The sequence below is a fragment of the Lysobacter sp. F60174L2 genome (assembly GCF_052547135.1).
In genome coordinates, this window is the sequence record NZ_JBQWRA010000001.1 from 542948 (window position 1) to 567527 (window position 24580).

Annotated in this window: 20 protein-coding genes; 16 read left to right on the forward strand and 4 right to left on the reverse strand. The window is 66.8% G+C overall.

Translation table 11 applies throughout. The features are described 5' to 3' along the window. Positions 1 to 172 precede the first annotated feature (172 nt). From ACT9AS_RS02380 to hslU, 10 genes are all read left to right on the forward strand, one after another. A complete protein-coding gene (locus ACT9AS_RS02380) occupies positions 173 to 490 on the forward strand; it encodes a hypothetical protein (RefSeq protein WP_445098516.1) in 318 nt (105 codons plus the stop codon). 303 nt (positions 491 to 793) lie between these two features. Continuing rightward, positions 794 to 2905 (forward strand): prolyl oligopeptidase family serine peptidase, encoded by a 2112-nt coding sequence (locus ACT9AS_RS02385; RefSeq protein ID WP_445098517.1) that lies wholly within the window; start codon positions 794 to 796, stop codon positions 2903 to 2905. A gap of 195 nt (positions 2906 to 3100) precedes the next feature. After that, positions 3101 to 5239, forward strand: a complete 2139-nt coding sequence (locus tag ACT9AS_RS02390; protein WP_445098518.1) for a prolyl oligopeptidase family serine peptidase — start codon at positions 3101 to 3103, stop codon at positions 5237 to 5239. Between the two features lie 42 nt (positions 5240 to 5281). Beyond that, complete coding sequence (locus ACT9AS_RS02395; protein ID WP_445098519.1) at positions 5282 to 5680, forward strand: DUF454 family protein; 399 nt, start codon at positions 5282 to 5284, stop codon at positions 5678 to 5680. Positions 5681 to 5717: 37 nt separating this feature from the next. Further along, positions 5718 to 6068 carry an LPS translocon maturation chaperone LptM gene (gene lptM / locus ACT9AS_RS02400; RefSeq protein WP_445098520.1) on the forward strand — a complete coding sequence of 117 codons (351 nt, stop codon included), beginning with the start codon at positions 5718 to 5720 and terminating at the stop codon, positions 6066 to 6068. After that, positions 6061 to 6933 (forward strand): diaminopimelate epimerase, encoded by an 873-nt coding sequence (dapF, locus tag ACT9AS_RS02405; protein WP_445098521.1) that lies wholly within the window; start codon positions 6061 to 6063, stop codon positions 6931 to 6933. The genes lptM and dapF overlap by 8 nt, the downstream gene beginning before the upstream one ends. Further along, a complete protein-coding gene (locus ACT9AS_RS02410) occupies positions 6917 to 7591 on the forward strand; it encodes a DUF484 family protein (protein ID WP_445098522.1) in 675 nt (224 codons plus the stop codon). Before dapF ends, ACT9AS_RS02410 begins: the two co-directional genes overlap by 17 nt. Before the next feature lie 363 nt (positions 7592 to 7954). After that, complete coding sequence (gene xerC, locus ACT9AS_RS02415) at positions 7955 to 8779, forward strand: tyrosine recombinase XerC (RefSeq protein WP_445099013.1); 825 nt, start codon at positions 7955 to 7957, stop codon at positions 8777 to 8779. A gap of 179 nt (positions 8780 to 8958) precedes the next feature. Further along, positions 8959 to 9510 carry an ATP-dependent protease subunit HslV gene (gene hslV / locus ACT9AS_RS02420; protein WP_445098523.1) on the forward strand — a complete coding sequence of 184 codons (552 nt, stop codon included), beginning with the start codon at positions 8959 to 8961 and terminating at the stop codon, positions 9508 to 9510. Positions 9511 to 9512: 2 nt separating this feature from the next. After that, positions 9513 to 10910: an ATP-dependent protease ATPase subunit HslU gene (gene hslU, locus ACT9AS_RS02425; protein WP_445098524.1), complete on the forward strand. Its 1398-nt coding sequence runs from the start codon at positions 9513 to 9515 to the stop codon at positions 10908 to 10910. Positions 10911 to 10958: 48 nt separating this feature from the next. Here hslU and ACT9AS_RS02430 read toward each other — a convergent pair whose 3' ends face one another. After that, entirely contained in the window at positions 10959 to 13580 is a 2622-nt protein-coding gene (locus tag ACT9AS_RS02430) for a DEAD/DEAH box helicase family protein (protein WP_445098525.1), read from the reverse strand. Between the two features lie 2 nt (positions 13581 to 13582). Beyond that, complete coding sequence (locus ACT9AS_RS02435; RefSeq protein ID WP_445098526.1) at positions 13583 to 15130, reverse strand: DNA methyltransferase; 1548 nt, start codon at positions 15128 to 15130, stop codon at positions 13583 to 13585. A 158-nt stretch (positions 15131 to 15288) separates the two neighbouring features. Between ACT9AS_RS02435 and ACT9AS_RS02440 the strand changes: the two genes are divergently transcribed. The 6 genes from ACT9AS_RS02440 (at position 15289) to ACT9AS_RS02465 (ending at position 21429) form a co-directional block, all read left to right on the forward strand. Continuing rightward, positions 15289 to 15675, forward strand: a complete 387-nt coding sequence (locus tag ACT9AS_RS02440) for a helix-turn-helix domain-containing protein (RefSeq protein WP_445098527.1) — start codon at positions 15289 to 15291, stop codon at positions 15673 to 15675. Positions 15676 to 15848: 173 nt separating this feature from the next. Continuing rightward, entirely contained in the window at positions 15849 to 16901 is a 1053-nt protein-coding gene (locus ACT9AS_RS02445) for a prolyl oligopeptidase family serine peptidase (RefSeq protein ID WP_445098528.1), read from the forward strand. Between the two features lie 56 nt (positions 16902 to 16957). Further along, on the forward strand, positions 16958 to 17728 hold the full coding sequence (gene ubiE / locus ACT9AS_RS02450) for a bifunctional demethylmenaquinone methyltransferase/2-methoxy-6-polyprenyl-1,4-benzoquinol methylase UbiE (protein WP_445098529.1): 771 nt from the start codon (positions 16958 to 16960) through the stop codon (positions 17726 to 17728). Positions 17729 to 17816: 88 nt separating this feature from the next. Beyond that, positions 17817 to 19760, forward strand: a complete 1944-nt coding sequence (locus tag ACT9AS_RS02455) for a leukotriene A4 hydrolase C-terminal domain-containing protein (protein WP_445098530.1) — start codon at positions 17817 to 17819, stop codon at positions 19758 to 19760. A gap of 324 nt (positions 19761 to 20084) precedes the next feature. After that, entirely contained in the window at positions 20085 to 20801 is a 717-nt protein-coding gene (locus ACT9AS_RS02460; RefSeq protein WP_445098531.1) for a hypothetical protein, read from the forward strand. A 160-nt stretch (positions 20802 to 20961) separates the two neighbouring features. Next, entirely contained in the window at positions 20962 to 21429 is a 468-nt protein-coding gene (locus tag ACT9AS_RS02465) for a YbaK/EbsC family protein (protein ID WP_445098532.1), read from the forward strand. A 39-nt stretch (positions 21430 to 21468) separates the two neighbouring features. Here ACT9AS_RS02465 and ACT9AS_RS02470 read toward each other — a convergent pair whose 3' ends face one another. Next, complete coding sequence (locus ACT9AS_RS02470) at positions 21469 to 23307, reverse strand: serine hydrolase (protein WP_445098533.1); 1839 nt, start codon at positions 23305 to 23307, stop codon at positions 21469 to 21471. A 126-nt stretch (positions 23308 to 23433) separates the two neighbouring features. Continuing rightward, positions 23434 to 24366 (reverse strand): PfkB family carbohydrate kinase, encoded by a 933-nt coding sequence (locus ACT9AS_RS02475; RefSeq protein ID WP_445098534.1) that lies wholly within the window; start codon positions 24364 to 24366, stop codon positions 23434 to 23436. Between the last annotated feature and the right edge of the window lie 214 nt (positions 24367 to 24580).

Below are 24580 nucleotides of genomic sequence, written 5' to 3' on the forward strand. Positions count from 1 at the left end.
TGCGGCCGCCACTCCTACATCAAAGCGAGGCCAGCTGAACGATACGATTGAGGGCGCCGGGCATACCTTCCCAGCGTCCAGTAACGAAGCTCCGACACGCCACCCCACCAAGTCGCAGCCCCTGAGATACCCCGGCGCAATCCTGCAGCTCCAGCCACCCAGGAGCCGCGCCATGACCCGTTCCGCCCAGACCGCCGAACCGATCGACCCACGCCTCGAAGACGTCCTGCGCTACGCCATCGCGATCGGCGCGACCCTGCTGCTGCTCGTGCCCGCCGCGCGCGGCTCCAGCGAAACCTTCGGCTGGCTGCCGCTGTGGCTACTGGTGATGCCGCTGAGCGCCTGGTGCGTCGTGCACCGTTTTCGCCTGCGTGCTGCGACCGCGACCGCGGACCGTCGTAGCCACACCGCACGTCGCCATCGCAGCGGCCCGCAAGCCCGCCGCCGCGCGCGGCCATTGCCGCGCCCCGCGCTGCCAAAGGCCGCGTAGCTCAACCCAAGGCGCCCATCAAGGCGCCCATGTAGGAGCGACGTAAGTCGCGATTTCACCGATGCCCGGGATCGCCGTGCGATCGCGACTCACGTCGCTCCTACAACCGCCTCACCGGACAGACGATTCGACAAGCCCCGCATTCCAAAGACCGGGTTCCAACGACCCGCACTCCAACGGCTGCCATCCAAAAGGTGGCATCCGCGAGCCGCCCCGCATGACTTCGCGCACGCCACTCGCCAGCCGCCTCCGTGCTAGCTTGCGGGTTTCGCCTTTCCCGCCCCACCGATACCCGGAGCGCCCATGTCCACGCTGTCGCAGGCCGTCCAGGCCGCCATCCTCGCCGCCGGTCTGGCCACTGCCGCGGGCGCCTCCCACGCCCAGGAGCCCACCGTGACCGACCCCTATCTCTGGCTTGAAAACGTCGAAGGCGAAAAGGCCCTCGACTGGGTCAAGGCCCGCAACGCCGTGACCGAAGCCGAACTGGCGGGCACTCCCGGGTTCGAACAGCTGGAATCGCGGATCCGCGCGATCCTCGACTCCGAAGCCAAGATTCCCTACGTCGGCAAGATCGGCGACCACTATTACAACTTCTGGAAGGACGCCCAGCACGAGCGTGGCGTCTGGCGCCGGACCACGCTGGAGTCCTACCGTACCGACGACCCCAAGTGGGAAACCGTGATCGACCTCGACGCGCTGAACAAGGCCGAGGGCGAGAACTGGGTCTGGCACGGCGCCGACTGCCTGCCGCCGGAGTACCAGCGCTGCCTGGTCGCGCTGTCGCGCGGCGGCGCCGATGCCGACGTCACCCGCGAGTTCGACCTGGCCGGCAAACAGTGGGTCGAAGACGGCTTCTTCCGCGACGAGGCCAAGGGTGGCCTCGGCTGGATCGACCGCGACAACGTCTACGTCTTCACCGACTTCGGCGACGGCACCATGACCGAGTCCGGCTACCCGCGCATCGTCAAGCGCTGGACCCGGGGCACCCCGATGGGCGAGGCCGAGGTGGTGTACGAGGGCAAGCCCGACGACATGTACATCGCCGCCATGCACGACCACACCCCGGGGTACGAGCGCGACTTCGTCAGTCGCACCCTCGCGTTCTACAACGACGAGCTGTACCTCAACACCGATGGCGAACTGCGGAAGATCGACGCGCCGAACTCGGCCAACAAGTCGGTGCACAAGGACTGGCTGGTGCTGGAACTGCGCGAGCCGTACGAAGCCGCCGGCAAGACCTTCCCGGCCGGCAGCCTGATCGCGGCCAACTTCGATGCGTTCATGGCCGGCGGCCGCGACTTCACCGCGCTGTTCGAGCCGACCGACACCACCTCGCTGGCCGGCGTCACCGCCACCGCCAACCACCTCGTGCTCAACATCCTCGACGACGTCAAGAACGACCTGCAGGTGTTGACCCCGCCGTCCGATGGCTCGGCCGAGTGGAGCCGCAGCGACTTCACCGGCCAGCCCGAAGGCAGCGTCTCGGTGGGCGCGGTCGACCCCGACCACAGCGACGCGGTGTGGGTCCAGGCCGACGGCTACCTCAGCCCGGCGACACTGGCGATCGCCGAGGTCGGCCAGGCGCCGCAGGTGCTCAAGACCATGCCGGTGTTCTTCGACGCGTCGACCCACGAGGTCGACCAGTTCTTCGCCACCAGCAAGGACGGCACCCGCGTGCCGTATTTCATCGTCAAGCCGAAAGGCCTTGCGCTCGACGGGAGCACCCCGACCCTGCTGTACGGCTACGGCGGCTTCGAGATATCGATGACGCCCGGCTACTCCGGCAGCGTCGGCAAGGGCTGGCTGGAGAAGGGCGGCGTGTACGCGGTCGCCAATATCCGCGGCGGCGGCGAGTACGGCCCGCGCTGGCACCAGGCCGCGCTGAAGCAGAACCGGCACAAGGCCTACGAGGACTTCGCCGCGGTCGCGCAGGACCTGGTCGCACGCAGGATCACTTCGGCCGGCAAGCTCGGCATCCAGGGCGGCAGCAACGGCGGCCTGCTGATGGGGAACATGCTGACCCAGTACCCGGAGCTGTTCGGCGCGATCGTGGTGCAGGTGCCGCTGCTCGACATGCAGCGCTACCACAAGCTGCTGGCCGGCGCGTCGTGGATGGCCGAGTACGGCAACCCGGACAAGCCGGAGGAGTGGGCGTTCATCAAGACCTTCTCGCCGTACCACCTGTACGACCCGGCGAAGGACTACCCGCCGACGCTGTTCATGACCTCCACCCGCGACGACCGCGTGCACCCCGGGCACGCCCGCAAGATGATGGCGAAGATGCTCGAAGGCGGCGAGGACGTGCGCTACTACGAGAACATCGAAGGCGGCCACGGCGGCTCGGCCAACAACAAGCAGGCCGCCCACATGAGCGCGCTGGCCTTCACCTTCCTGTGGAACCAGTTGAACGATTGACCCCGGAGCGGGCCGGCAACCCCGGCCCGCTTTGATGTACCGGCACGTTTTGATGTGCCGGCCGGCTTTGATGTAGGAGCGACGTAAGTCGCGATTTCACTGATGCCCGGTTTCGCCGTGCGATCGCGACTCACGTCGCTCCTACAACGAAGCTCCCCGTACCCGGTTGCACTTCCCACCCCCGGACCCCATCCCATGAAGCCCACCCTGCTGCTGGCTGCCCTGATGACCGTCTCCACCCCGACCCTCGCCCAGGACCTGCCCGCGCCGCCCGACGTCGAGCAGCGCCCGCACACCGTCACCGCGCCGCACGGCGCGCAGCGCCAGGACGAGTACTACTGGCTGCGCGACGACGACCGCAAGAACCCGGAGATGCTGGCCTACCTCAACGCCGAGAACGCCTACGCCGACGCGTACATGGCGCGCCTCGAGCCGCTGGAGGACACGCTGTACGAGGAGATCGTCGGCCGCATCAAGCAGGACGACAGCTCGGTGCCGTATCGCGAGCGCGGCTGGTGGTACTACAGCCGCTTCGAGACCGGCCAGGACTACCCGGTCTACGCGCGCCGCGAAGGCTCGATGGACGCGGCCGAGCAGGTGCTGCTCGACGTCAACGTGATGGCCGCCGGCAAGGACTACTTCAACGTCGGCGACTGGGAAACCAGCCAGGACAACACACTGCTGGCCTGGGCCGAGGACGACGTCGGCCGCCGCCAGTACGTCATCCGAATCAAGGACATCGCGACCGGCAAGGTGTTCGACGACGTGATCCGCGGCGTCTCGCCCAACATTGTCTGGGCCGACGACAACAGGACCCTGTTCTACGTCGAGAACGATCCCGAGACCCTGCTCACCGTCCGCGTGAAAAGGCACGTGCTCGGCACGCCTTCCAGCGAAGACGAACTGGTCTACGAGGAGCACGACGACAGCTTCTACATGGGCATCGGCCGCACCCGCGATGACAAATACATCTGCATCGGCGTCGAGAGCACGGTGTCGAGCGAGTCGCGCTGCGCCCCGGCCGCCGATCCGCGCGAGTTCGTGGTGCTGGCCCCGCGCGAGCGCGACGTCGAGTACGACGCCGACCACCACGACGGCCGCTGGGTGATCCGCACCAATGCCGACGGCGCCGAAAACTTCAAGCTGATGACCGCGCCGAGCGACGCGACCTCGCGCGCGCAGTGGCAGGAGTGGATCGGCCACGACGGGGACGTCTTCATCGACGGCTACGAGCTGTTCGACGGTTTCACCGCGGTCGCCGAGCGGTCCGGTGGCCTCGAGCGCATCCGCCTGCTGCGCGGCGAAGCGGGGCAGCCCGACCCGGCGTCCGAGTACGTCAAGGCCGACGAGTCCGCCTACTCGATGGGCCTGTCGACCAATTCCGAGCCCGACACCGACTGGCTGCGCTACAGCTACACCTCGCTGACCACCCCGGCGACCACCTACGAACTCAACACGAAGACCGGCGAGCGTCGCCAGCTCAAGCAGCAGCCGGTGATCGGCTACGACCCGTCGAAGTACACCACCGAGCGCGTCTGGGCGACCGCCCGCGATGGCGTCAAGGTGCCGGTCACACTGGTCTACCGCAACGGCTTCGAGAAGGACGGCAGCGCGGCGATGCTGCAGTACGCCTATGGCAGCTACGGCAGCTCGACCGACCCCAACTTCAACCTCTCGGTGGTCAGCCTGCTCGACCGCGGCATGGTCTACGCGCTCGCGCACATCCGCGGCGGCCAGGAGATGGGTCGCAAGTGGTACGACGCCGGCAAGCTGCTCAACAAGAAGAACACCTTCACCGATTTCATCGACGTCACCAGGTACCTGGTCGAACAGGGCTACGCCGCGCCCGACCGCGTCGCCGCCTACGGTGGCAGCGCCGGTGGCCTGCTGATGGGCGCGATCGCCAACATGTCGCCCGATACCTACGACGTGATCCTGTCGCAGGTGCCGTTCGTCGACGTCGTCACCACCATGCTCGACGCGTCGATCCCGCTGACCACCAACGAGTACGACGAGTGGGGCAACCCGGAGACCAGCGTCGAGTCGTACGAGTACATGCTCAGCTACTCGCCGTACGACAACCTGTCCAGGCAGGCGTATCCGGCGACCTTCGTCGGTACCGGCTTGTGGGACTCGCAGGTGCAGTACTGGGAGCCGGCCAAGTACGTGGCGCGGCTGCGCGACCTCAACACCGGCAGCGAGCCGGTGCTGTTCCGCACCAACATGGACGCCGGCCACGGTGGCAAGTCCGGGCGATTCCGCCGCTACCGCGAGCAGGCCGAGATGTACGCGTTCATGCTCGACCGCCTGGGCGTCGCCGCGCCCGCGCGGTAGGGCGTTTGTAGGAGCGGCTGAAGCCGCTCCTACAATGGCGGGATGACCGACCCCGCACCCGTGCCGCCACCGTCCCGCTTGCGCTGGGCCTGGTGGCTGCTTGCCTGGCTGAGCCTGGGCCTCGGATTGCTCGGCGTCGTGCTGCCGGGGTTGCCGACGGTGCCCTTCATCCTGCTGTCGGCCTACGCCGCCGCGCGTGGCTCGCAGCGGTTGCATCGCTGGTTGTTGGCCCACCGCCAGTTCGGCCCGATGATCCGCGACTGGCAGCGCCACGGAGCGGTCTCGCGGCGGGCCAAGTGGTTCGCGGTCACGACGATGGCGGCCTGCGCGGTGGTGATGTTCCTGACCGCGCCGCGGCCGTGGATGGCGATGCTCGGCAGCGCGATCATGCTGGTGGTCGGCACCTGGTTGTGGCATCGGCCTGAACCGCCACCGGGCTGAGCTTCGCAGCCGCCATCGGCGCGGCTACACTGCGTCGATGAACGCACGAAACCCATTGCTGCTCGCCGCCCTGGTCGTCTCGCTGCCGCTGGCCATCGCCGGTTGCGGCAACAAGGGCCCGCTGGTCATGCCCGACGAGGCCGAGCCGGTCGAGGCGCCCGAGGTGCCGGCCGGCACGGTGCCCGTCGAGATCGACGACCCCGCTGCCGACGACATCGATGTCGCCGATCCGGCGGCCATGCCGGTCGAGGGGGACGACATCGATGCGACCCCGGAGCAGGGCATGTCGCCTGGCGAGCCGGTTCCGTTCGACCCGATCCCGATCGATCCGGCCACCGTGCCCGACAGCCCGCCCGGGACGGGGACTGCCGACGACGGCAATGGCTGAGGTGCAGTCCGCGCGACCGTCGGACCGTCTGCCTTTCAGCAAGATGCATGGCGCCGGCAACGATTTCGTCGTGCTCGACCTGCGCGGCAAACAGCCCGCCCCCGGCGCAGCGCTGTGCCGCGCGCTCGCCGACCGCCACAGCGGGGTCGGCTGCGACCAGATTCTGACCGTCGAGGACCCGCGCGAGGCCGGCTCCGTCGCCAGCTACCGGATCTGGAACGCCGACGGTTCGTCCTCGCAGCAATGCGGCAACGGTGCCCGCTGCATTGCGGCCTGGGTGGTCCGCGATGGCGCCGCGAAGGACCCGGAGTTCGTCCTCGACAGTCCGGTCGGCAGCCATGCGGTGACCCGGCTCGCCGACGATTTCCGGGTAGTCATGGGCGTGCCCGAATTCGATCCCGAAAAAATCCCGTTGCATGGCTTCGATGGTCCGCGCGATACCTATGTGCTCGGCACGCGCGGCTCGATCATCGGTTTCGGCGCGGTGTCGATGGGCAACCCGCACGCGCTGGTCGAGGTCGACGACATCGATCGCGCGCCGCTCGAAACCACCGGCAGGGTGCTGCAGCAGCACGAGGGTTTCCCGGAGTCGGCCAACATCGGTTTCGCGCAGGTCGAGTCGCGCCAGCGCATCCGCCTGCGCGTGCTCGAGCGCGGCGTCGGCGAGACACTGGCCTGCGGCAGCGGCGCCTGCGCGGCGGCGGCGATACTGATGCGCCGCGGCCGTGTCGACCGCGAGGTCAGCGTCGCGTTGCCGGGCGGCACGCTGCGGATCGGCTGGGCCGCTGAAGATGCACCGGTCACGATGGCGGGACCGGCGACATTCGTATTCGAAGGAGAATGGCTGCATGACCGAGACCACTGAAAAGCTGGGTGCGCACGAGGTCGCGGCGTGGCTGCGGCGCCATCCGAACTTCCTGCAGCAGTTCCCGGACCTGGCGCTGAGCCTGGTGGTGCCGCGCGAGGCGGGGTCGGCCTCGTCGCTGGCGAGTTACCAGTTGGAGGTGCTGCGCGACAAGAACCGCGAGCTCAACCGGCGCCTGCAGGAGTTGTCCGGCAACGCGCAGGACAACGAGCGGCTGGCGGTGCGCACGCAGCAGCTGACGTTGGCGCTGATGCGGCAGGACAACGCGGCCGACACGCTGCGGGCGATGGCGGCGAGCCTGGCGGAGGATTTCAACGGCGACCTGGTGCGGCTGGTGATGTTTGCGCCGGTCGAGGGGCTGGATGATGCGGAGTGGTTGCAGCAGATCGATGCGGATGACGCGCGCCTGCAGCCGTTCCGTGATTGCCTGGCCGATGGCGAGCCGTTGTGCGGGCGGTTGCAGCCGGACAAGCATGCGTTGCTCTATGGGACGCGTGCGGACGAGGTGCAGTCGACGGCGTTGCTGCCGTTGGCGGGCGTGGGGCTGGTGGCGGTGGGCAGTGGCGATCCGAACCGGTTCTTTCCGGGGATGGGGACGTTGTTCCTGCGGATGATGGGCGAGGCGCTGGTTACGGCGTTGGCGAGGTATGGGCGGTAGTTGCGCCAACAGCAAGGTCAACAGCAGGAGCGGGGTCCCGGCTCGGGGTGGGGCGACGACCTGTCCGGGGTTTGCTACCCGGCTCGGTCAGGCCATCCATGGCCTGACTCGCCGCCGCGGACCATCCATGGTCCGCTTTTCGCAAACCCCGGACAGGTCGCTGCTTCGTGGGCGGGGAGGGTTTCGCCCGGCGGAGGTTGGGCTTGTGGGTCTCCGGTCGTGTCGCGACCTTCCCGTTGGTGAAATGGTCGGGCCATGCTCCGGTGGTTTTGGGGTTTCCCTGGGGATCGCGGGGCGGGGGATGGGGGCGTGACTTCGCTTCCTGTCGACGACTTCCTGTCCCATCTTGCGGTGGAGCGGCGGATGTCGCCGCATACGCTCGATGCGTATCGGCGTGACCTCGCGGTGTTGTCGCAGTGGGTGCGGGAGCAGGGTGTCGAGGTGGTAGACGTGAAGGCCGAGCAGTTGCGCGCCTTCGTTGCGGCCGAGCATCGTCGCGGGTTGTCGCCCAAGAGCCTGCAGCGGCGGCTGTCGGCGTGCCGCAGTTTCTATGGCTGGCTGTTGAAGCACGGGCGGATCAGCGCCAGTCCGGCGGCGGCGATCCGTGCGCCGAAGGCGCCGCGCAAGTTGCCGCAGGTGCTGGACCCGGACGAGGCCAAGGCGCTGGTCGAGGTGCCGACGGACGTGCCGCTGGGCCTGCGCGACCGTGCGTTGCTGGAGCTGTTCTATTCGTCGGGCTTGCGGTTGAGCGAGCTGTGCGCGCTGCGCTGGCGCGATCTCGACCTGGATGACGGGCTGGTCACCGTGCTTGGCAAGGGTGGCAAGCAGCGCGCCGTGCCATTGGGGTCGTTCGCCCGTAACGCGCTGCGCGAGTGGCGTGCGTCGACCGGCGCCGGGAACGATGCGCCGGTGTTCCCCGGTCGCAATGGGCCGATCACTCCGCGCGCGGTGCAGTACCGGCTGCGTCAGTTGGCGCAGCGTCAGGGTCTGTTCAAGCGGGTGCATCCGCACCTGCTGCGGCACAGTTTCGCCAGCCACGTGCTGGAGTCCTCCGGCGACCTGCGCGGAGTGCAGGAGCTGCTCGGCCACGCCGACATCTCGACCACGCAGATCTACACGCACCTCGACTTCCAGCACCTCGCGAAGGTCTACGACGCCGCCCACCCGCGCGCCAAGCGCAAGACCTGAAATCCACGGAGCACTGTAGGAGCGACGTAAGTCGCGAATGCACGGCGATCCCGGATGGCGAGGAAATCGCGACTTACGTCGCTCCTACACGAGCCACGCCCGGCCGCGGCAATCCACCCCACCCCTTGCGCCCACCGTTGCCCACCCCCATCCAAGGGGTTCGACCCATGGAGCCTGCAATGGACGCCAGCCGGAACCCCAACGTATTCCACGCCACCACCATCGTCTCGGTGCGCCGCAACGGCCACGTCGCCGTCGCCGGCGATGGCCAGGTGACGCTCGGCAACACGGTGATGAAGGCCAACGCGCGCAAGATCCGCCGGCTCGGCAAGGACGGCCAGGTGATCGCCGGTTTCGCTGGCGCGGCGGCCGATGCGTTCACCCTGTTCGAGCTGTTCGAGGCCAAGCTGCTCAAGCACGGCCAGCTGACCCGCGCAGCGGTGGAGATGGCCAAGGACTGGCGCACCGAGCGCCGCTTCGGAAAGCTCGAAGCACTGCTGGCGGTGGCCGACAGGGAGACCTCGCTGGTGATCAGTGGCACCGGCGACGTGATCGAGCCCGACGACGGCATCATCGCCATTGGTTCTGGCGGCATGTATGCGTTGTCGGCCGCACGCGCGCTGGTCGCGCACACCGAACTGGATGCAAAAACCATCGCCACCGAAGCGATCAACATCGCCGGTGATGTCTGCATATACACCAACCGCAACGTCGTGGTGGAAGAACTGTGAGCATGAAAGCCGATACCTCCAACGCCACCATGACCCCGCGCGAGATCGTGCAGGCGCTCGACACCCACATCGTCGGCCAGCAGGACGCCAAGCGCGCGGTCGCGATCGCGCTGCGCAACCGTTGGCGGCGCGCGCAGCTCGATGACGCGCTGCGCAACGAGGTCATGCCCAAGAACATCCTGATGATCGGCCCGACCGGCGTCGGCAAGACCGAGATCGCGCGGCGGCTGGCGACGCTGGCCAACGCGCCGTTCGTCAAGGTCGAGGCGACCCGCTTCACCGAGGTCGGCTACGTCGGCAAGGACGTCGAGCAGATCATCCGCGACCTCGCCGACACCGCGGTCAAGCTGTACCGCGAACAGGCCAAGCACAAGGTCCGCACGCGCGCCGAGGAGCGTGCCGAGGACCGCATCCTCGATGCGCTGCTGCCGCGCCGCCAGCAGCAGCCGACCGGCTTCGGATTCGGCGCGACGGACCCGTCGACCACCACCGTCGATATCGGTGCCGAGCCGTCGTCGCAGGAGTCCGACACCCGCATCAAGCTGCGCCGGCAACTGCGCGCCGGTGAACTCGACGACCGCGAGATCGACATCGAGACCGCGGTCAACGTCGGCGTCGACATCATGGCGCCGCCGGGCATGGAGGAAATGGGCCAGCAGCTGCGGCAGATGTTCTCCCAGGTCGCCGGCAACAAGACCCACAAGAAAACCCTGTCGATCAAGGCCGCGCGCCCGCAGTTGATCGAGGAGGAAGCCGGCCGCCTGGTCAACGAGGAAGAGGTCCGCGAGGCCGCGATCGAGGCCTGCGAGCAGCACGGCATCGTGTTCATCGACGAGATCGACAAGGTAGCCAAGCGTGGCGAGAACGTCGGCGGTGGCGATGTCTCGCGAGAAGGCGTGCAGCGCGACCTGCTGCCGTTGGTGGAAGGCTCCACCGTCAGCACCAAGTACGGCGTGGTCAGGACCGACCACATCCTGTTCATTGCCTCCGGCGCATTCCACCTGGCCAAGCCGTCGGACCTGATCCCCGAACTGCAGGGCCGCTTCCCGATCCGGGTCGAACTGGGCGCGTTGAGCAAGGACGACTTCGTGCGCATCCTCACCGAGCCCAAGGCCGCACTGACCACCCAGTACGTCGAGTTGCTGAAGACAGAAGGCGTCGAGCTGGCTTTCACCGACGACGCGGTGGAGCGCATCGCCGAGATCGCCGCCACCGTCAACGAGCGCCAGGAAAATATCGGCGCCCGCCGCCTGCACACCGTGCTGGAGCGCCTGCTCGATACGCTGAGCTATGAAGCGCCCGACCGCGACGGTCAGTCGATCAGCATCGACCGCGCCTATGTCGATGAGCACCTGGGTGAGCTGGTGCAGGATCCGGATTTGAGTCGGTACATCCTGTAGCGATCAAGGCAAGTTTCGGCGGATTAACGGCGAAGCACCGGTTCCGGATCAGTGCTTTGCCATTTCCGCCAGCAACTGCTCACGTACGTTGCGGCCGTTGTCGCTTTTCTGCGCCATCAGGTAGATGCCTTTGCCGCTGCTGTGTCGCGCCCAAAGATCGCCGACCAGGCGCTTTTCCTTCTCGTCGTCGCTGCTGAAGCGGTCGCCACCCTTGTACTCGATGACGAACAGGCGGCCGTCCTTCAGCTTCGCAACGAAGTCCGGATAGGTGCGCTGGCGCGACGTGGGCATCCAGAACTGCGTTGGATGCACCAGATTGCGCACCCAGAACTCGACCTCGTCCAGGAGGTCGATGGCACGCGCGCACTCGAACTCCTCACCGGCGTGCTTCATATCCGCGGGCACCGGGTAGTAGTGCTTCCTGAAGCGGTACGCACCCTGGTAGTACGTATGCGCCGGATATCGCGTCATGTCGGCCGGATAGGTGAAGGCATGATCCGGACTGGAGCTGGCAACGATCTCCAGCCCGTCCTTGAACAGGGCCTGCTGGAACCCGTCCCGATAGGCCCGTTCCTTCGCCAGCTGCAGCTGCTCGGCGAGCTTGCGACGCAGGATGAACTGTCCCTTGAGCAACTGCGCCAGCGAGAACCCACGGTCATCCAGTAGCCCGCGGACCGCACGGTGCAGCCATTCGCGGAGAATCGGTTGCCTGATCGACGGCTCGTGGATTTCGTGGTCGAGCCAACCGATCAGGTCGGCTTCGCTGCGGTCCTGCGCGAAACCCGGCAGATAGGTGGCCACGTCATCCTTGACCCGGTGGTAGTTGACCGTCCGTCCTTCAAGATCCACCTCGAAGGTCATGCTTTCGTCGTTGAAGCGGAAGCTGGACAGGTCGGGCGGGCTGGCGAGCAGGTCCCACGCGAAAGTGGCCGCGACCACGCCGCGGTCGACCAGTTCCAGTTCGCCCTGTTCGACCATGCACAGTCGCGGTACGGCGAAGGTGGCGGCCCGCTCGCTGGGCGCTTTTGCGGCGAGGGCGGTCAGCTGGTGACGCTCAACCCGTGCGGCAAGTTCGTCGCGCTTGGCTGGCGGTGCGGTGAGGACGATGGCCTCGATGGTGCTGGCGTCGATCTCGTCGGTGATCTCGACGGTACCGCTTTTTTTGCCTTCGTCAGGGATGAACCTGACCCGGTGCTGGTCACGCTCCGGCACGTCATCCAGCCTCGGCGCCTTGTTGACCTCGATTCGCGTCGTCGGTGGCGCGTACGACGCCAGTTCGCCGCCTTGCAGCGGCAGCTTCGGTTCGGCGGATTCGTCGTTGCGGATGGCCGCCGCGGCTTCCATCGGGTTGAAGCCGATGTTCACCAGGGACTGTGTCAACTCGCCTGCGGCGCGGCCGAAATCGTCGGTGACGACATGGGCATACGCCTTGTTCATCGCTTCCTGCCGACGACGGGCGGCATACGGCATCCGCAGAACGCGGCCGAGCAACTGCTGGATGTCCTTGTCGCTCCTGACCTGGGCCACCGAGCAGAACACATAGGCGAAGGAACAGTCCCAGCCTTCTTTCAGCGCCTGCTTGGTGATGATGATTTCGATCGGACAGTCTTTCGCGAACAGGTCGACGCCATCGATCTCGCGGGTATCACCGGTCGCGATCGCGATGGCCTTTTCATCCACGCCGTCGGTTTCGACCAGGTGGCGCCTGACCTCCTCCACGGTCGCAACGCCGCGCGCATTCTCGGCCTGCACCAGCAGGATCGGTCGGATGTAGTCAGGCTCGCCCAGCGCGATCTGCGCCAGTGACTTGCGCCGTGCGACGGCGCTGCTCAGCGCTACCTGCCATTGGCCGTTGTGCTCCTTCAGCACCACCGGGAACTTGATCATGTTCTCGGCCTTGAGCTCGAAGGCCGAGACGCTGACCAGCACGTTGGAACTGGCGGTGTCGGGCGTGGCGGTGAGCTCGACCACGGCGCGCGGGCCGAGTCTTTCGTAAACGGTGTAGGACAGCGGCGTGGTGGCGTTGTGTGCCTCGTCCATGATCACCAGCGGGCCGTGGAGCTTGAGCAGGTTGGCGAACGAGGCCAGCGCCTTGCCGTCGGCTCCCTTGTCCAGGTAGGCGAGGTCGCGCGTGTTGCCGGCGAAATGCGGTTCCAGGTCCTCGTGGTGCTCGTAGACCTTGCGGCCTTCCCGGTCCGTTACCCGCAACGCCGCCACGGTCGAGATGACGACGCACACCTTGGTGCCGATATCCGCCGGACGGATCAGGGCGAAATCGGCCACGTCGAACACGGCGACCTTCCCGTCGAACGCGTTGTCCAGTTCCTGCCGGTAGGGATGACGCGGATCGCGGAAGGCTTCCAGCGTCTGGGTCTTGATCTGGGTGGTGGGGACCATCCACATCACCAGCGGGAATTCGCGCTCCAGCAATGCACGGCCAGCGCTCTGGATGATGTGCGCACCCATTACCGTCTTGCCACCGCCGGTAGGGATTCGCAGGCAGACATAGGGCACTGCCGGCAGGCCGGGCATGGGCCGGTATTGATCGACCAGCCCCTCGTCGACGCAGGCGGTGAATGCTTCCGCGGCGGCGCCCAGCCGGGCAGCTTCGAAAAACCGCTCGAGGCTTTCGAGCGCGCGTTGCTGGTAGAGCTTGAGCGCAAGGGCCATGGTCAGCGCGCCTTGATGTCGTAAGGGGTCTGCCGGAAGACGATGTCGAGTTCCCGCAGTTGTTCCCCGGACAGGTCGCAGGCTTCGCCGTAGATCACTTTCGGGCCCTCGAACCCGGGCAATGAGCGCAGCACGCGGCGGGTCAGCACGTTGCCGCCCGATTTGCTGGCGTCGCCGAGAATGCCGTTGAACAGCAGGTAGTAGCCGGTGCCGCCGTGTTCGCCGAGGAAGACGTCCTTCTTTGCGCGGGTCGAACGCGCGGTGCCGGTTTCGGCGAACCAGACATGTGCGGCCAGGTGTTCGAACCTGATGCCTTCGCGGATATGGCCGTTCTCGTCGAACACCGGGACTCCGAGCTTGTAGAAGCGGAAGCCGCCGCCGCCATTCCAGTCGACCGCCTCTGAAATGCCGCTGCTCTCTCCTTTCACGACTTCGCCGAGCCGCTTTTGCGCATGAGATCTCGCCTGCTCGCGCATCTCAATGCCAATCCACCTGCGTCCCATTTTGTGGGCGACGGCGGCCGTAGTGCCGGAGCCAAGAAAGCTGTCGAGCACGATGTCACCGGGTGCTGTCGATATGTCGAGGATCCGCCGCAAGAGAGACTCCGGCTTTTTCCCTCGCTTGAAATCGACGCCGCCTTCCTTGTTCAGGTTGATAGTGCTTATGTCTGGCCAGAAATCGCCTAGGTACTCCTCGACATAGGCAGATAGGAACAGCATTTGCTTGCCCTCCCACCACACGTACTCGATTCCTGTGGGGGAGATGACCTTGGCGGTTTCGGTCTCGAATGAAAGCCGCGACAGCAGTGCATTGTTCGTTCGGTAGACAACCCTGTTGGACTCGCGTAGCTGGAATTCGCGGACAGCTTCCCCGGTCGGTCCCGTCCCACGGGCTGTTAGGTAGTCCTTGATGGGCGTGATGATCCAGCTCTCAATTTCATCCTCCGGATTCTCGATCACCTTCGTGTAGTAGCCGAGATACCTCTCGAACTTTTCTGGATCCTTCTGTCTCTTGACGGGCCGCAGCCGACCGGCCGATGTGGCTCGATAGGCGAGAATGTATTCCTTGAGCTTTGGCGGCTTCCTGTCGACGTGCTTCATCTTCACGCCGCTCAGCTCGCTCATTTTGACGGTGATGTTGATCGCTCGATTGGCGCGCCCGAAGACCTCATCCATGATGACTTGCAAGTAGGCCATCTCGTTGTCGTCGATCTGGACGAAGATGTGGCCGTCTGGGGCGAGCAGGTTCTTTAGCAGGTCGAGCCTCGGATACATCATCGACAGCCATTGGCTGTGTTCGATGTTGTCGTCGTAGTGAGGCATGTCCGCCGATAAGGTGTTGTAGGGCGGGTCGATGAAGATGCATTTCACCTGCCCCGCGTAGTACGGCAGCAGGGCCTTGAGCGCATCGAGGTTGTCGCCCTCGATCAGCATGTTCGGCGAGTCCGCCTCCCCGTAGGACAGTCCCGCTACCGGCTCCAGCAGGCGATAGGGCGTGCGTGCCGCGCGGGTCAGGTCTTCGTCGCGGTTGTGCCAGGACAACAGGGGCATCTAGCGCGACCCCGCCTGCCGATGGCCGCGGGCGACGCACTCCGGCAGTTGTTCGGGCTGGGTTCTGGGCACGGACGCCAATTGCTATCAATCAATAATTGATCAAATCATAAATCAATAATTGATAGGCGCGTCAGCCTGCCGCCCACCATCGCGGCATGAAGAGCGAGCAGGCTGGGTTTGGCGCGCGGTTGCGCGAGGCGTTGCAGAGGGCAAAGCTGCCGGAGAGCGCCGCCGAACTGGCACGGCTGGTGCCGCAGTACGGCGGCACCGCCGTGACCACGGCCGCCGCCCATCGCTGGATCAAGGGTCAGTCGATACCGCGGCCGGAGAACATCCGGGCGCTGGCGACGCTTCTACGCGTCCCGCTGGACTGGCTGTACGGGGAAGGTTCCGACGGACGCAAGGTCCGTGAACCCAAGGCGGCCTGGGAAGCCAGCGTGGTCGACCGGCATGCGGTCGATGCCTTCCTGTCGCTGGACGACGGCCATCGCAAGCTGGTGCGGGAACTGATCGCGGCCCTGGCCAAGGTGGCGAGGGGCTGACGGCGGGGTAGGCCCAAGGTCACACGGTCTATCGGCGGATGGCGATGGGCCGCGATGGCCTTACGGTGGTGGTGACCCGCAACGCTGTTGCGAGCCTCGCCACGAAGCGTGGCAATGGACCCTGCCACCGCGTGCCTGCCGGCTACGCACCCGCCTGAAAGGACTCTGCGCTGATGTCTTCGTTCGCCTGTCGGATTCTGTCCGCACTACTGCTGTCCTGCGGCCTGGCGGCCCACGCGCAGGCGGTGGTCCCGCTCGCACCGCTGCCCGCTCCGGCCATCGTGTCGGAAGCCGATTGCTTCTCCATGGGCTCCTACGACGACTGGATGGCCGGTCTCCGCGAGAAGAACGGCTTCCTCAAGTCCCTGCTGATCCGCTGGCGCTTCCCCGAGGGCGAGTTCACCCGCTACCGGCAGAACCTCGACTGTCGCGCCATCACCTATCGAAGCGACCAGTACCTCGTCCATGGCTGGCTGGTGCGTCCCAGACATCGCCCGGCCGTTGGCAAGCAGCCGGTCATCGTCTACAACCGCGGCGGCAACCGCGGATACGGCGCGCTGACCTTCGCGCACCTGTTCACTCATGTGTTTCCGCTTGCGGAGTCGGGCTACCTGGTCGCGGCCAGCCAGTACCGGGGCGTGACGACGGCGCAGGATGCGACGACGTCGCCCGACCAGTTCGGCGGCGACGACATCGCGGATGTCACCAATCTGTTGCGAATCGTGTCCGCCTTGCCCGGCGCCGATCCGGACAACCTCTTCATGATCGGCCAGAGTCGCGGCGCGATCATGACGTTCCGCGCGTTGCGCGAGACTCCGTTGCCGATCCGGGCGGTGGCGATCTACTCGGGCGTGTACGACCTCCACGACCTGCTGGCGATGCGTCCGGCCTTCGAGCAGCTGTTCGAGGCGCTGATTCCCGACTATCGCAAGCAGCGCACGGTCGAGCTGGACCTGCGCTCGGTCACCCGTTGGCCGGGGCAACTGCCGCCGCACACCGGCGTGTTGATGATCCATGGCGACGAGGACGAGCGCGCCCCGCTGGTTTCGCCGCGAAAGCTGGCCGCCGCGTTCGAACGGTCGGGGCACCCGCACCGGCTCGTCGTCCATCCGGGCGAATCGCATTTCCTCGACGGGGTGCGTCCGGAAGTGCAAGCGGAGACCCTGCGATGGTTCGAGCGGTTCCGGCAGCGGCCATCCCGGCAAAGTGCAGCCAGCACCCGGTGAAAGCCGCGCATCGCCCTGCACGCGCCGCGTCATCATGCGGTGCGATAATCCCCCGCATGAGCGAACAGACCCCGCGCGACGGCGCCCCCGGCACCACCCACTTCGGCTTCCGTGACGTCCCCACCGGTGACAAGCAGAAGCTGGTCGGCCAGGTGTTCTCCTCGGTCGCCGGCAACTACGACCTGATGAACGACCTGATGTCGATGGGCGTGCACCGGGTCTGGAAGCGCTTCTTCGTCGCCACCGCGCAGGTCAAGCGCGGCGACCGCGTGCTGGACCTGGCCGGCGGCACCGGCGACATCGCGCTGCTGCTGCGCGACCGGGTCGGCGATGCCGGTTCCATTGTTCTTGGCGACATCAACGGCGACATGCTGCGGGTCGGCCGCGACCGCATGGTCGACAAGGGCAAGGTCGCCGGTTTCGAGTACGTGCAGATGAACGCGCAGGCGCTGCCTTTCCCGGACGCCAGCTTCGACCTGGTCACGATCGCCTTCGGCCTGCGCAACGTCACCGACAAGGACGCCGCGCTGCGTGAGATGCACCGCGTGCTCAAGGTCGGCGGACAGGCGCGGGTGCTGGAGTTCTCCGAGGTCACCCAGGACTGGTTCAAGCCGATCTACGACTTCCACTCGTTCAAGGTGCTGCCGCGGCTGGGCAGGCTGTTCGCCAACGATGCCGACAGCTACCAGTACCTCGCCGAGAGCATCCGCAAGCACCCGCCGCAGGACGAACTGAAGGCGATGATGGCCGACGCCGGCTTCGCCCGTTGCGACTACCGCAACCTGTCGGGCGGCATCGTCGCGATCCACACCGGCTACAAGGTCTGACGGCCGCGCCAACCGGCACGACCGGCACATCGCGCCGCCGCCCGGGCGGCGCTACACTCGGCCGCTCACCCGTAACCGTGGGCCTGCCATGCGTTCCCCGATCCTGACTTTCTGTGTTGCCGCCGCCGTGGTCGCCGGCGGTTGTTCGCGCGATGGCGCGCCGACCGGCGACACCACCGCCACGCCCGATACCGGAGCCGCCGCGTCGGCCGCCGAATACGACTCGCTGTCCTACGCGCAGCCCGACCAGGTCCGCATCAAGGACCTCGCGCTGGAGCTCGCGGTCGACTTTGACAGCAAGCAGATCTCGGGCAGCGCTACCTACCAGCTCGACTGGACCAATCCGGAAGCCACCCAGTTGGTGCTCGACACCCGCGACCTGGCCATCGAGAAGGTGGTGGGCGAGCGCAGCGACGACAAGTGGGTCGACCTCAAGTTCGACCTGGCCGACGCCGACGAGCGCCTCGGCAGCAAGCTCACGATCGAGGCGCCGCAGCAGCCCGAACGCATCCGCGTGACCTACGAGACCTCGCCCGAAGCGTCCGGCCTGCAATGGCTGACCCCGGCGATGACCGAGGGCGGCGAGCAGCCCTTCATGTTCAGCCAGTCGCAGCAGATCCACGCGCGCTCGTGGGTGCCGCTGCAGGACACCCCGCGCGTGCGCTTCACCTACACCGCGCACGTGACCAGCCCGAAGGACGCGATGGTGCTGATGAGCGCCGACAACGATCCGAAGGCGGAGCGCGACGGCGACTACAGCTTCAAGATGCCGCAGGCGATCCCGTCGTACCTGTTGGCGATCGCCGCCGGCGACCTGGTGTTCAAGCCGATCAACGAGCGCAGCGGCGTCTGGGCCGAGCCGGCGATGGTCGACAAGGCCGCCGCCGAGTTCGCCGACACCGGCAAGATGATCGACGCCACCGAGGCGATGTACGGCCCGTACCGCTGGGAGCGCTACGACATGCTGGTGCTGCCGCCGTCGTTCCCGTACGGCGGCATGGAGAACCCGCGCCTGAGCTTCATCACCCCGACCGTGATCGTCGGCGACGGCTCGCTGGTCTCGCTGATCGCCCATGAGCTGGCGCACAGCTGGTCCGGCAACCTGGTGACGTTCTCCAGCCCCAAGGACCAGTGGCTCAACGAGGGCATCACCACCTACGTTGAGAACCGCATCGTCGAGTCGCTGTACGGCAAGGAGCGCGCCGACATGGAGTTCGTGATCGCGCGCAACGAGCTGAGCGAAACCATCGGCGAGATGGAGCCGCACGCGCAGTCGCTGGCGATCCGCCCCGACGTGCAGGTCAAGGCCGGCGACACCCTGACCGCGGTCGCCTACGACAAGGGCGCGTGGTTCATGCAGTTCCTCGAGCAGCGCTTCGGCCGCGAGGTGTTCGACGAGTACCTGCGCGGCTACTTCGACCACTTCGCGTTCCAGTCGATCCCGACCACCACGTTCGTCGAATACACCCAGGCCAACCTGCTCGACAAGAACCCGGGCAAGGTCACCGAGGCCGAACTCGACGAGTGGGTCTATGGCACCGGCATCCCGGCGTCCGCGCCGAAGACCGAGTCGCCGCGGATGGACGCGGTCGACACGGCGCGCAAGGCCTGGATCGATGCGGGCACGCTGCCGGAAGCGTCAGTCACCGAGGCGTGGACCACGCAGGAATGGGTGCACTTCCTCGAAGGCATGCCCGAGACGCTCGACACCGAGCAACTGGCCGCGCTGGACGAGGCGTACGAATTCACCGGCACCCCGAACGGCGAGATCGCGATGCGCTGGTACCCGCTGGCGGTGCGCAGCGGCTACACCCACGCCAACGACGCGATCGCCGCGTTCCTCAAGAAGATCGGCCGTCGCAAGCTGATCATGCCGACCTACGACGCGCTGGTTAAGACGCCGGAAGGCCTGGCGCTGGCCGAGAAGACCTTTGCCGAGGCGCGCCCGGGTTACCACCCGATCACCACCGGCTCGGTCGAGGCGGTGATCGCCGAAGCCAAGGGCGAGGACGCCGCGCCGGTCCGCGACTGACCGGCGGTATCGATGATTGCAACGCGGCCGCCTCCGGGCGGCCGTGTTGTTCTGGGCCGTCGCACCGCGTGGGTGGCCGCATCGCTCGGCCGTCGTGCCGCTTGGGTTGCCGCGTCGTTCGGGTCGCCGCGTCCCGATGTAGGAGCGACATAAGTCGCGACCCTCTGAAGCCGGCCGCAGCAAATGCGGGTTGCACGCTGTACCGCTCCCCGAAGCCTTCTTCGTGAAACCTTCCAGCGCCCGCAACTTCACATCCCCGGCCGCGAAGTGGAAATCGCGACTCACGTCGCTCCTACAATGGGGTGACTTTTTCGAGGGAGCCTCATGAAGATCAAGACCACGCTGTTGTGCGCGACGCTGGCGCTTGCCGCCTGCCAGCCCGCACCCGATCCCGAAGCCGTGCGCGCCCAGCAGGCCGCGGCGATGGAACAGGCCGCCGAAGCGATGGCCAAACAGTTCGACGAGCAATACGCCGCGCAGAACTGGCGGCTGGCCAAGGCCCACGGCGACGTGTTGCTGGCCGAGTATCCGGACAGCCAGGCTGCCGCGCGGATCGAGGCCGCCCATGCCGAAGCGACCGGCAAGGCCGAGGCCGCCGAGAACGCCGCCCGGGTCGCGGCGCTGTGGGCCTACCAGAGCGAGGCGGTCGGCTCGAAGCAGCAGCTGTCGGCCGCGATCTACGCCAAGGACAACCTCGACACCGACGGCAGTGGCCCGCGTCCGGTACGGCTGATCTTCCGCGACCATCCCGAATGGGGCGACAGCGCCTACCTGACCCTGGAAGCCGGTGACTTCGACTGCTACGGCGGTTGCAAGGTCAAGCTCACCGTCGACGACGCGAAGCCGAAGTCGATGGCTGCCAGCCGCCCCGACACCGACGAGGCGATCGCGATGTTCATCGAGGACGAGGCCGCGCTGTGGAAGCTGGCCGACGAGGCCGAGGTGATCTCGATCGAGTTCCCGGTCAAGGCCGGCGGTACCCGCATCGCGGTGTTCGAGGTCGGCGGCCTCGACACTTCGAAACTGCCGGACTGGAACTAGGTTCCGCTGTCGTCATCACGCCGGCCGTCCCGCGGCCGGCGTATGGTTCCGACCTGGCGGCCATGTCGCCATGTCGGCGCCCGCGCAGGGATGCCCGCGCCTTGTCCCTACGATGACGTCCGCCGCAGCGGAACGGACGGCGACGTCGAGCGAGGCGACCATGCTTTCCCCCCGCCTGCACAACTTCCTCGACGAGCACCACGCGCCCTACACGACGCTCCCGCACGACCGCACCGTCACCGCACAGGCTACCGCCCACGCCGCGCATGTCGGTGCCGGCCACTTCGCCAAGACCGTGATGATCAAGGTCGACGGCAAACTGGCGATGATGGTGATGCCGGCGCCCTACCGGGTCGACCTGACCCGGCTGTCGCGCGCGCTCGGCGGACCCGAAGTCGAACTGGCCGAGGAATCGGAGTTCCGCGACGCGTTCCCCGACTGCGAACCCGGCGCGATGCCGCCGTTCGGCCACCTCTACGGCATGCCGGTCTACATCGACTCGCGACTGGCGCAGCAGCCGGACATCGCGTTCAACGCCGGCTCGCACACCGACGCGCTGCGCATGTCGTATGCCGAGTTCGAGCGCCTGGCCGAACCGGAACTGCTATGGCTCGCCCACGTGATGTGATCGCGCGGCCGGGGATCAGTTCCTGCGGTCGAGTTGTGGTCAGCGCCACAGCGCGAACGGCAGCATTCCCCAAGCAGCCAGCACCGCGCACCATTGCAACACCAGCAGGGCCGAGGCCAGGTTGACGGCCCCATGCACCAAGCCTTCACGCCCGCGGGCACTGCGCCAGACCTGCCACAACATCAGCAGCGGCAGCGCGGCGGTCGCGGCGTAGAGCACAACGCTGGCGGCAGTACGCTCTCCGAGTTGCGTGTAGGACTGCAGGAAGAACAGTGGGACGGGCAGCACGAGTAGCGCCGCCGCGCCAACGCCCGGCGCGCGCAGCGGTTCGCGTCCGAAGACGGCGCATATCGGCACGCCCAGCAGGAACCAGGCCAGGCCCAGCGCGCCCAAGGCTAGGCTGGCCACCATCGACCAGTACGCGGCGGGATGTATCTGGCGATACGTCCGCAGGCCGTCGCTGATCAGACGCTCGCCGTTCGCACCAGCAAGAAGGACGTGAGATGCGATGTTGCGATCGTCGGCGACGAAGCTCGCGCCACCACTGGGCGTCAGCGTGCGCACGGGGCGCTGCCCGCGGGCGTAATTCAGGGTGTGGCCATCCCACGCCAGCTTGGCGCTATCGAACAGGAAATCGACGTAGGCAAATTGGGCCATGCGGTTGGGTGCCAGGACATAGCGCCCCTCCCAATCGGCCACGTCGGAGGGTGGTGGCAACGGCAAACGATCCTTGCGTGCACGGGGGAGGCCCAGGGCTTCGATCATGAGCGCATCGAAGCGGCCGGTGTTGCGACCATCGCCGTCGGCGTTCTGCACGGTTACGAACGCGCGCCCGCCGTTTGCTGCGTCGGAGTCCGGGAACAGGCACAACATTGCATGGAAGCCAACCACATCGCCGCCGTGACACAGTCCGACGACGCCATGGCGGTCGCGACGCTCCAGCCCCAATGCATAGCCGCCCCGCAGGCCGGCGCGCGCGGCGTCGGTTGTGTGTGGCTGCCCCATGGCGCGTAGCAGCGATGGTGCCACCAGCAGGCGGCCATCAACGCGCCCGTCACCGAGCAGGAAACTCGCGAACGTCGCCAGGTCACGCGCCGTGGTGGTGAATTGCCCTGCGGGCCGCAGGTAGACCGGCACGGCCGGCGCGGGCGTGGCGATGTCGTGGTGTCCCCACGCCAGCCGCGGGTCCGCATCCGGACCCACCTGTGTGGTGAACCGGAAAGTGCTGTCGCGCATGCCAAGTGGTTGCAGCAGCACCCGATCGAGCCAGGCTTCATAGCGTTCGCGCGTCACCGCCTCGATCACCATGCCCGCCATTGTCCAGCTCATGTTTGAATACGAAAACTGGCTGCCGGGGCGGCTGCGGATTGCCAGTACCGACGGATCGCGGACGAAAGCCTCGTGCAGCGGCGTGTCGGGGGTCGGCTGCGTACTGAACATCTGCCATAGACGGAGGTCATCCAGACCGGCGGTGTGGTCGAGCAAGTGACGGACACGCACCGGATGATCCGGCCACGGGTTGTCGAACCGTAGTGTCGGCAGATAGCGGTTGACCGGTGCGTCCAGGTCAAGCTGTCCGGTGCTGGCCAAGTGCAGGATGCCGGTGGCCAACACGGTCTTGGCGATTGAGCCGACATGCATTTTGCTGTCGGCGCGCAGCGGTTCGCCGGTGACCACGTTCTTAACGCCCGCCGCGCCGGTGCGGATCGTGCCATCACGGTCGATCGTGGCCCAGACGGCGCCTGCTACCTGTTCATCCAGCAACATCCGCTCGGTCTGCGCCCGTAACGATGTCGGCGCGGCATGGACCGCCGAGAACACGCACAGCAACGTTGCCAATGCCGCCGTCGGAAAAACCCGCTGATGATGGTTCCACATCCTGTGACCCTCTGGTCGCCCACGACCGCAGTCATTCAAGCATCGTCGGGAAAGACTGGAGCGGGTCGAAGGTCAGGGGGGCGATCGGCCATGCATGGCCAGTCTGCGCGGTGTAGCCGGCGGGCCCTACAGCGCGTAGCCGAACTGCTGGCGGAACTGCTCGGCGAACTGCGCGTAGTCGAAGCGCTGGTTCTGGGTGCCCGGATGCTCGACCTTCAACGCGCCCATCAGGTTGCCGATGCGGCCGATGGTGAGCCAGTCGTAGCCCTTCTCGATGCCGAAGATCAGCCCGGCGCGGAACGCATCGCCGCAGCCGGTCGGGTCGGTGATGCGACGCTCGTGCGCCGGGGCGACGTCCCAGGTCTTGCCTTCGGCATGGATCACCGCGCCCTTCGGGCCGCGCGTGGTGATGTAGGCCTTGACCTTGCCGGCGATGGTCTTCTCGTCCCAGCCGGTGCGTTCCTGCAGCAGGTTGGACTCGTAGTCGTTGACGGTGACGTAGTCGGCCTGCTCGATGAAGGCGCGCAGCTCGTCGCCGTTGAACAGCGGCATCGCCTGGCCCGGGTCGAAGATGAAGGGGATGCCGGCCTCGGCGAACTCCGCGGCGTTCTGGATCATGCCCTCGTAACCGTCCGGGCTGACGATGCCGATGGTGATGCCGGGCACGTCGCGCACGTGGTTCTCGTAGCTGCGCATCATCGCGCCGGGATGGAACGCGGTGATCTGGTTGTTGTCCAGGTCGGTGGTGATGAAGGCCTGCGGGGTGAACAGTTCCGGGATCTCGCGGACCTGGGTCAGCGGGATCTCCAGTTCCTCGAAGTACTCGCGGTACGGGCCGAAGTCCTGGCCGACGGTCGCCATCGGCACCGGGTCGCCGCCGAGCAGCTTGAGGTTGTAGGCGATGTTGCCGGCGCAGCCGCCGAACTCGCGGCGCATCCGCGGCACCAGGAACGAGACGTTCAGGATGTGCACCTTGTCCGGCAGGATGTGGTTCTTGAACTGGTCCTGGAACACCATGATGGTGTCGTAGGCCAGGGATCCGCAGATCAGGGCAGGCATCGGTGGTCACACTCCGGGTGGGCCGGGCGCGGGATGGCCTGGCGGGTCTGGATGGGGCGGGCTGGATCGTGGTCCCGCGCGGGCGGGACGCGCGTCGCCGGGGCGCACGCAGGCGCTAGGTTAGCGGCTGGACCCGGCGGGGGCCAGCCGGGGCGGATGGCTCGCGGTCGCCGGGGCAGCCGTGACGCACGTCCCATGCGGCCACCGACGACCG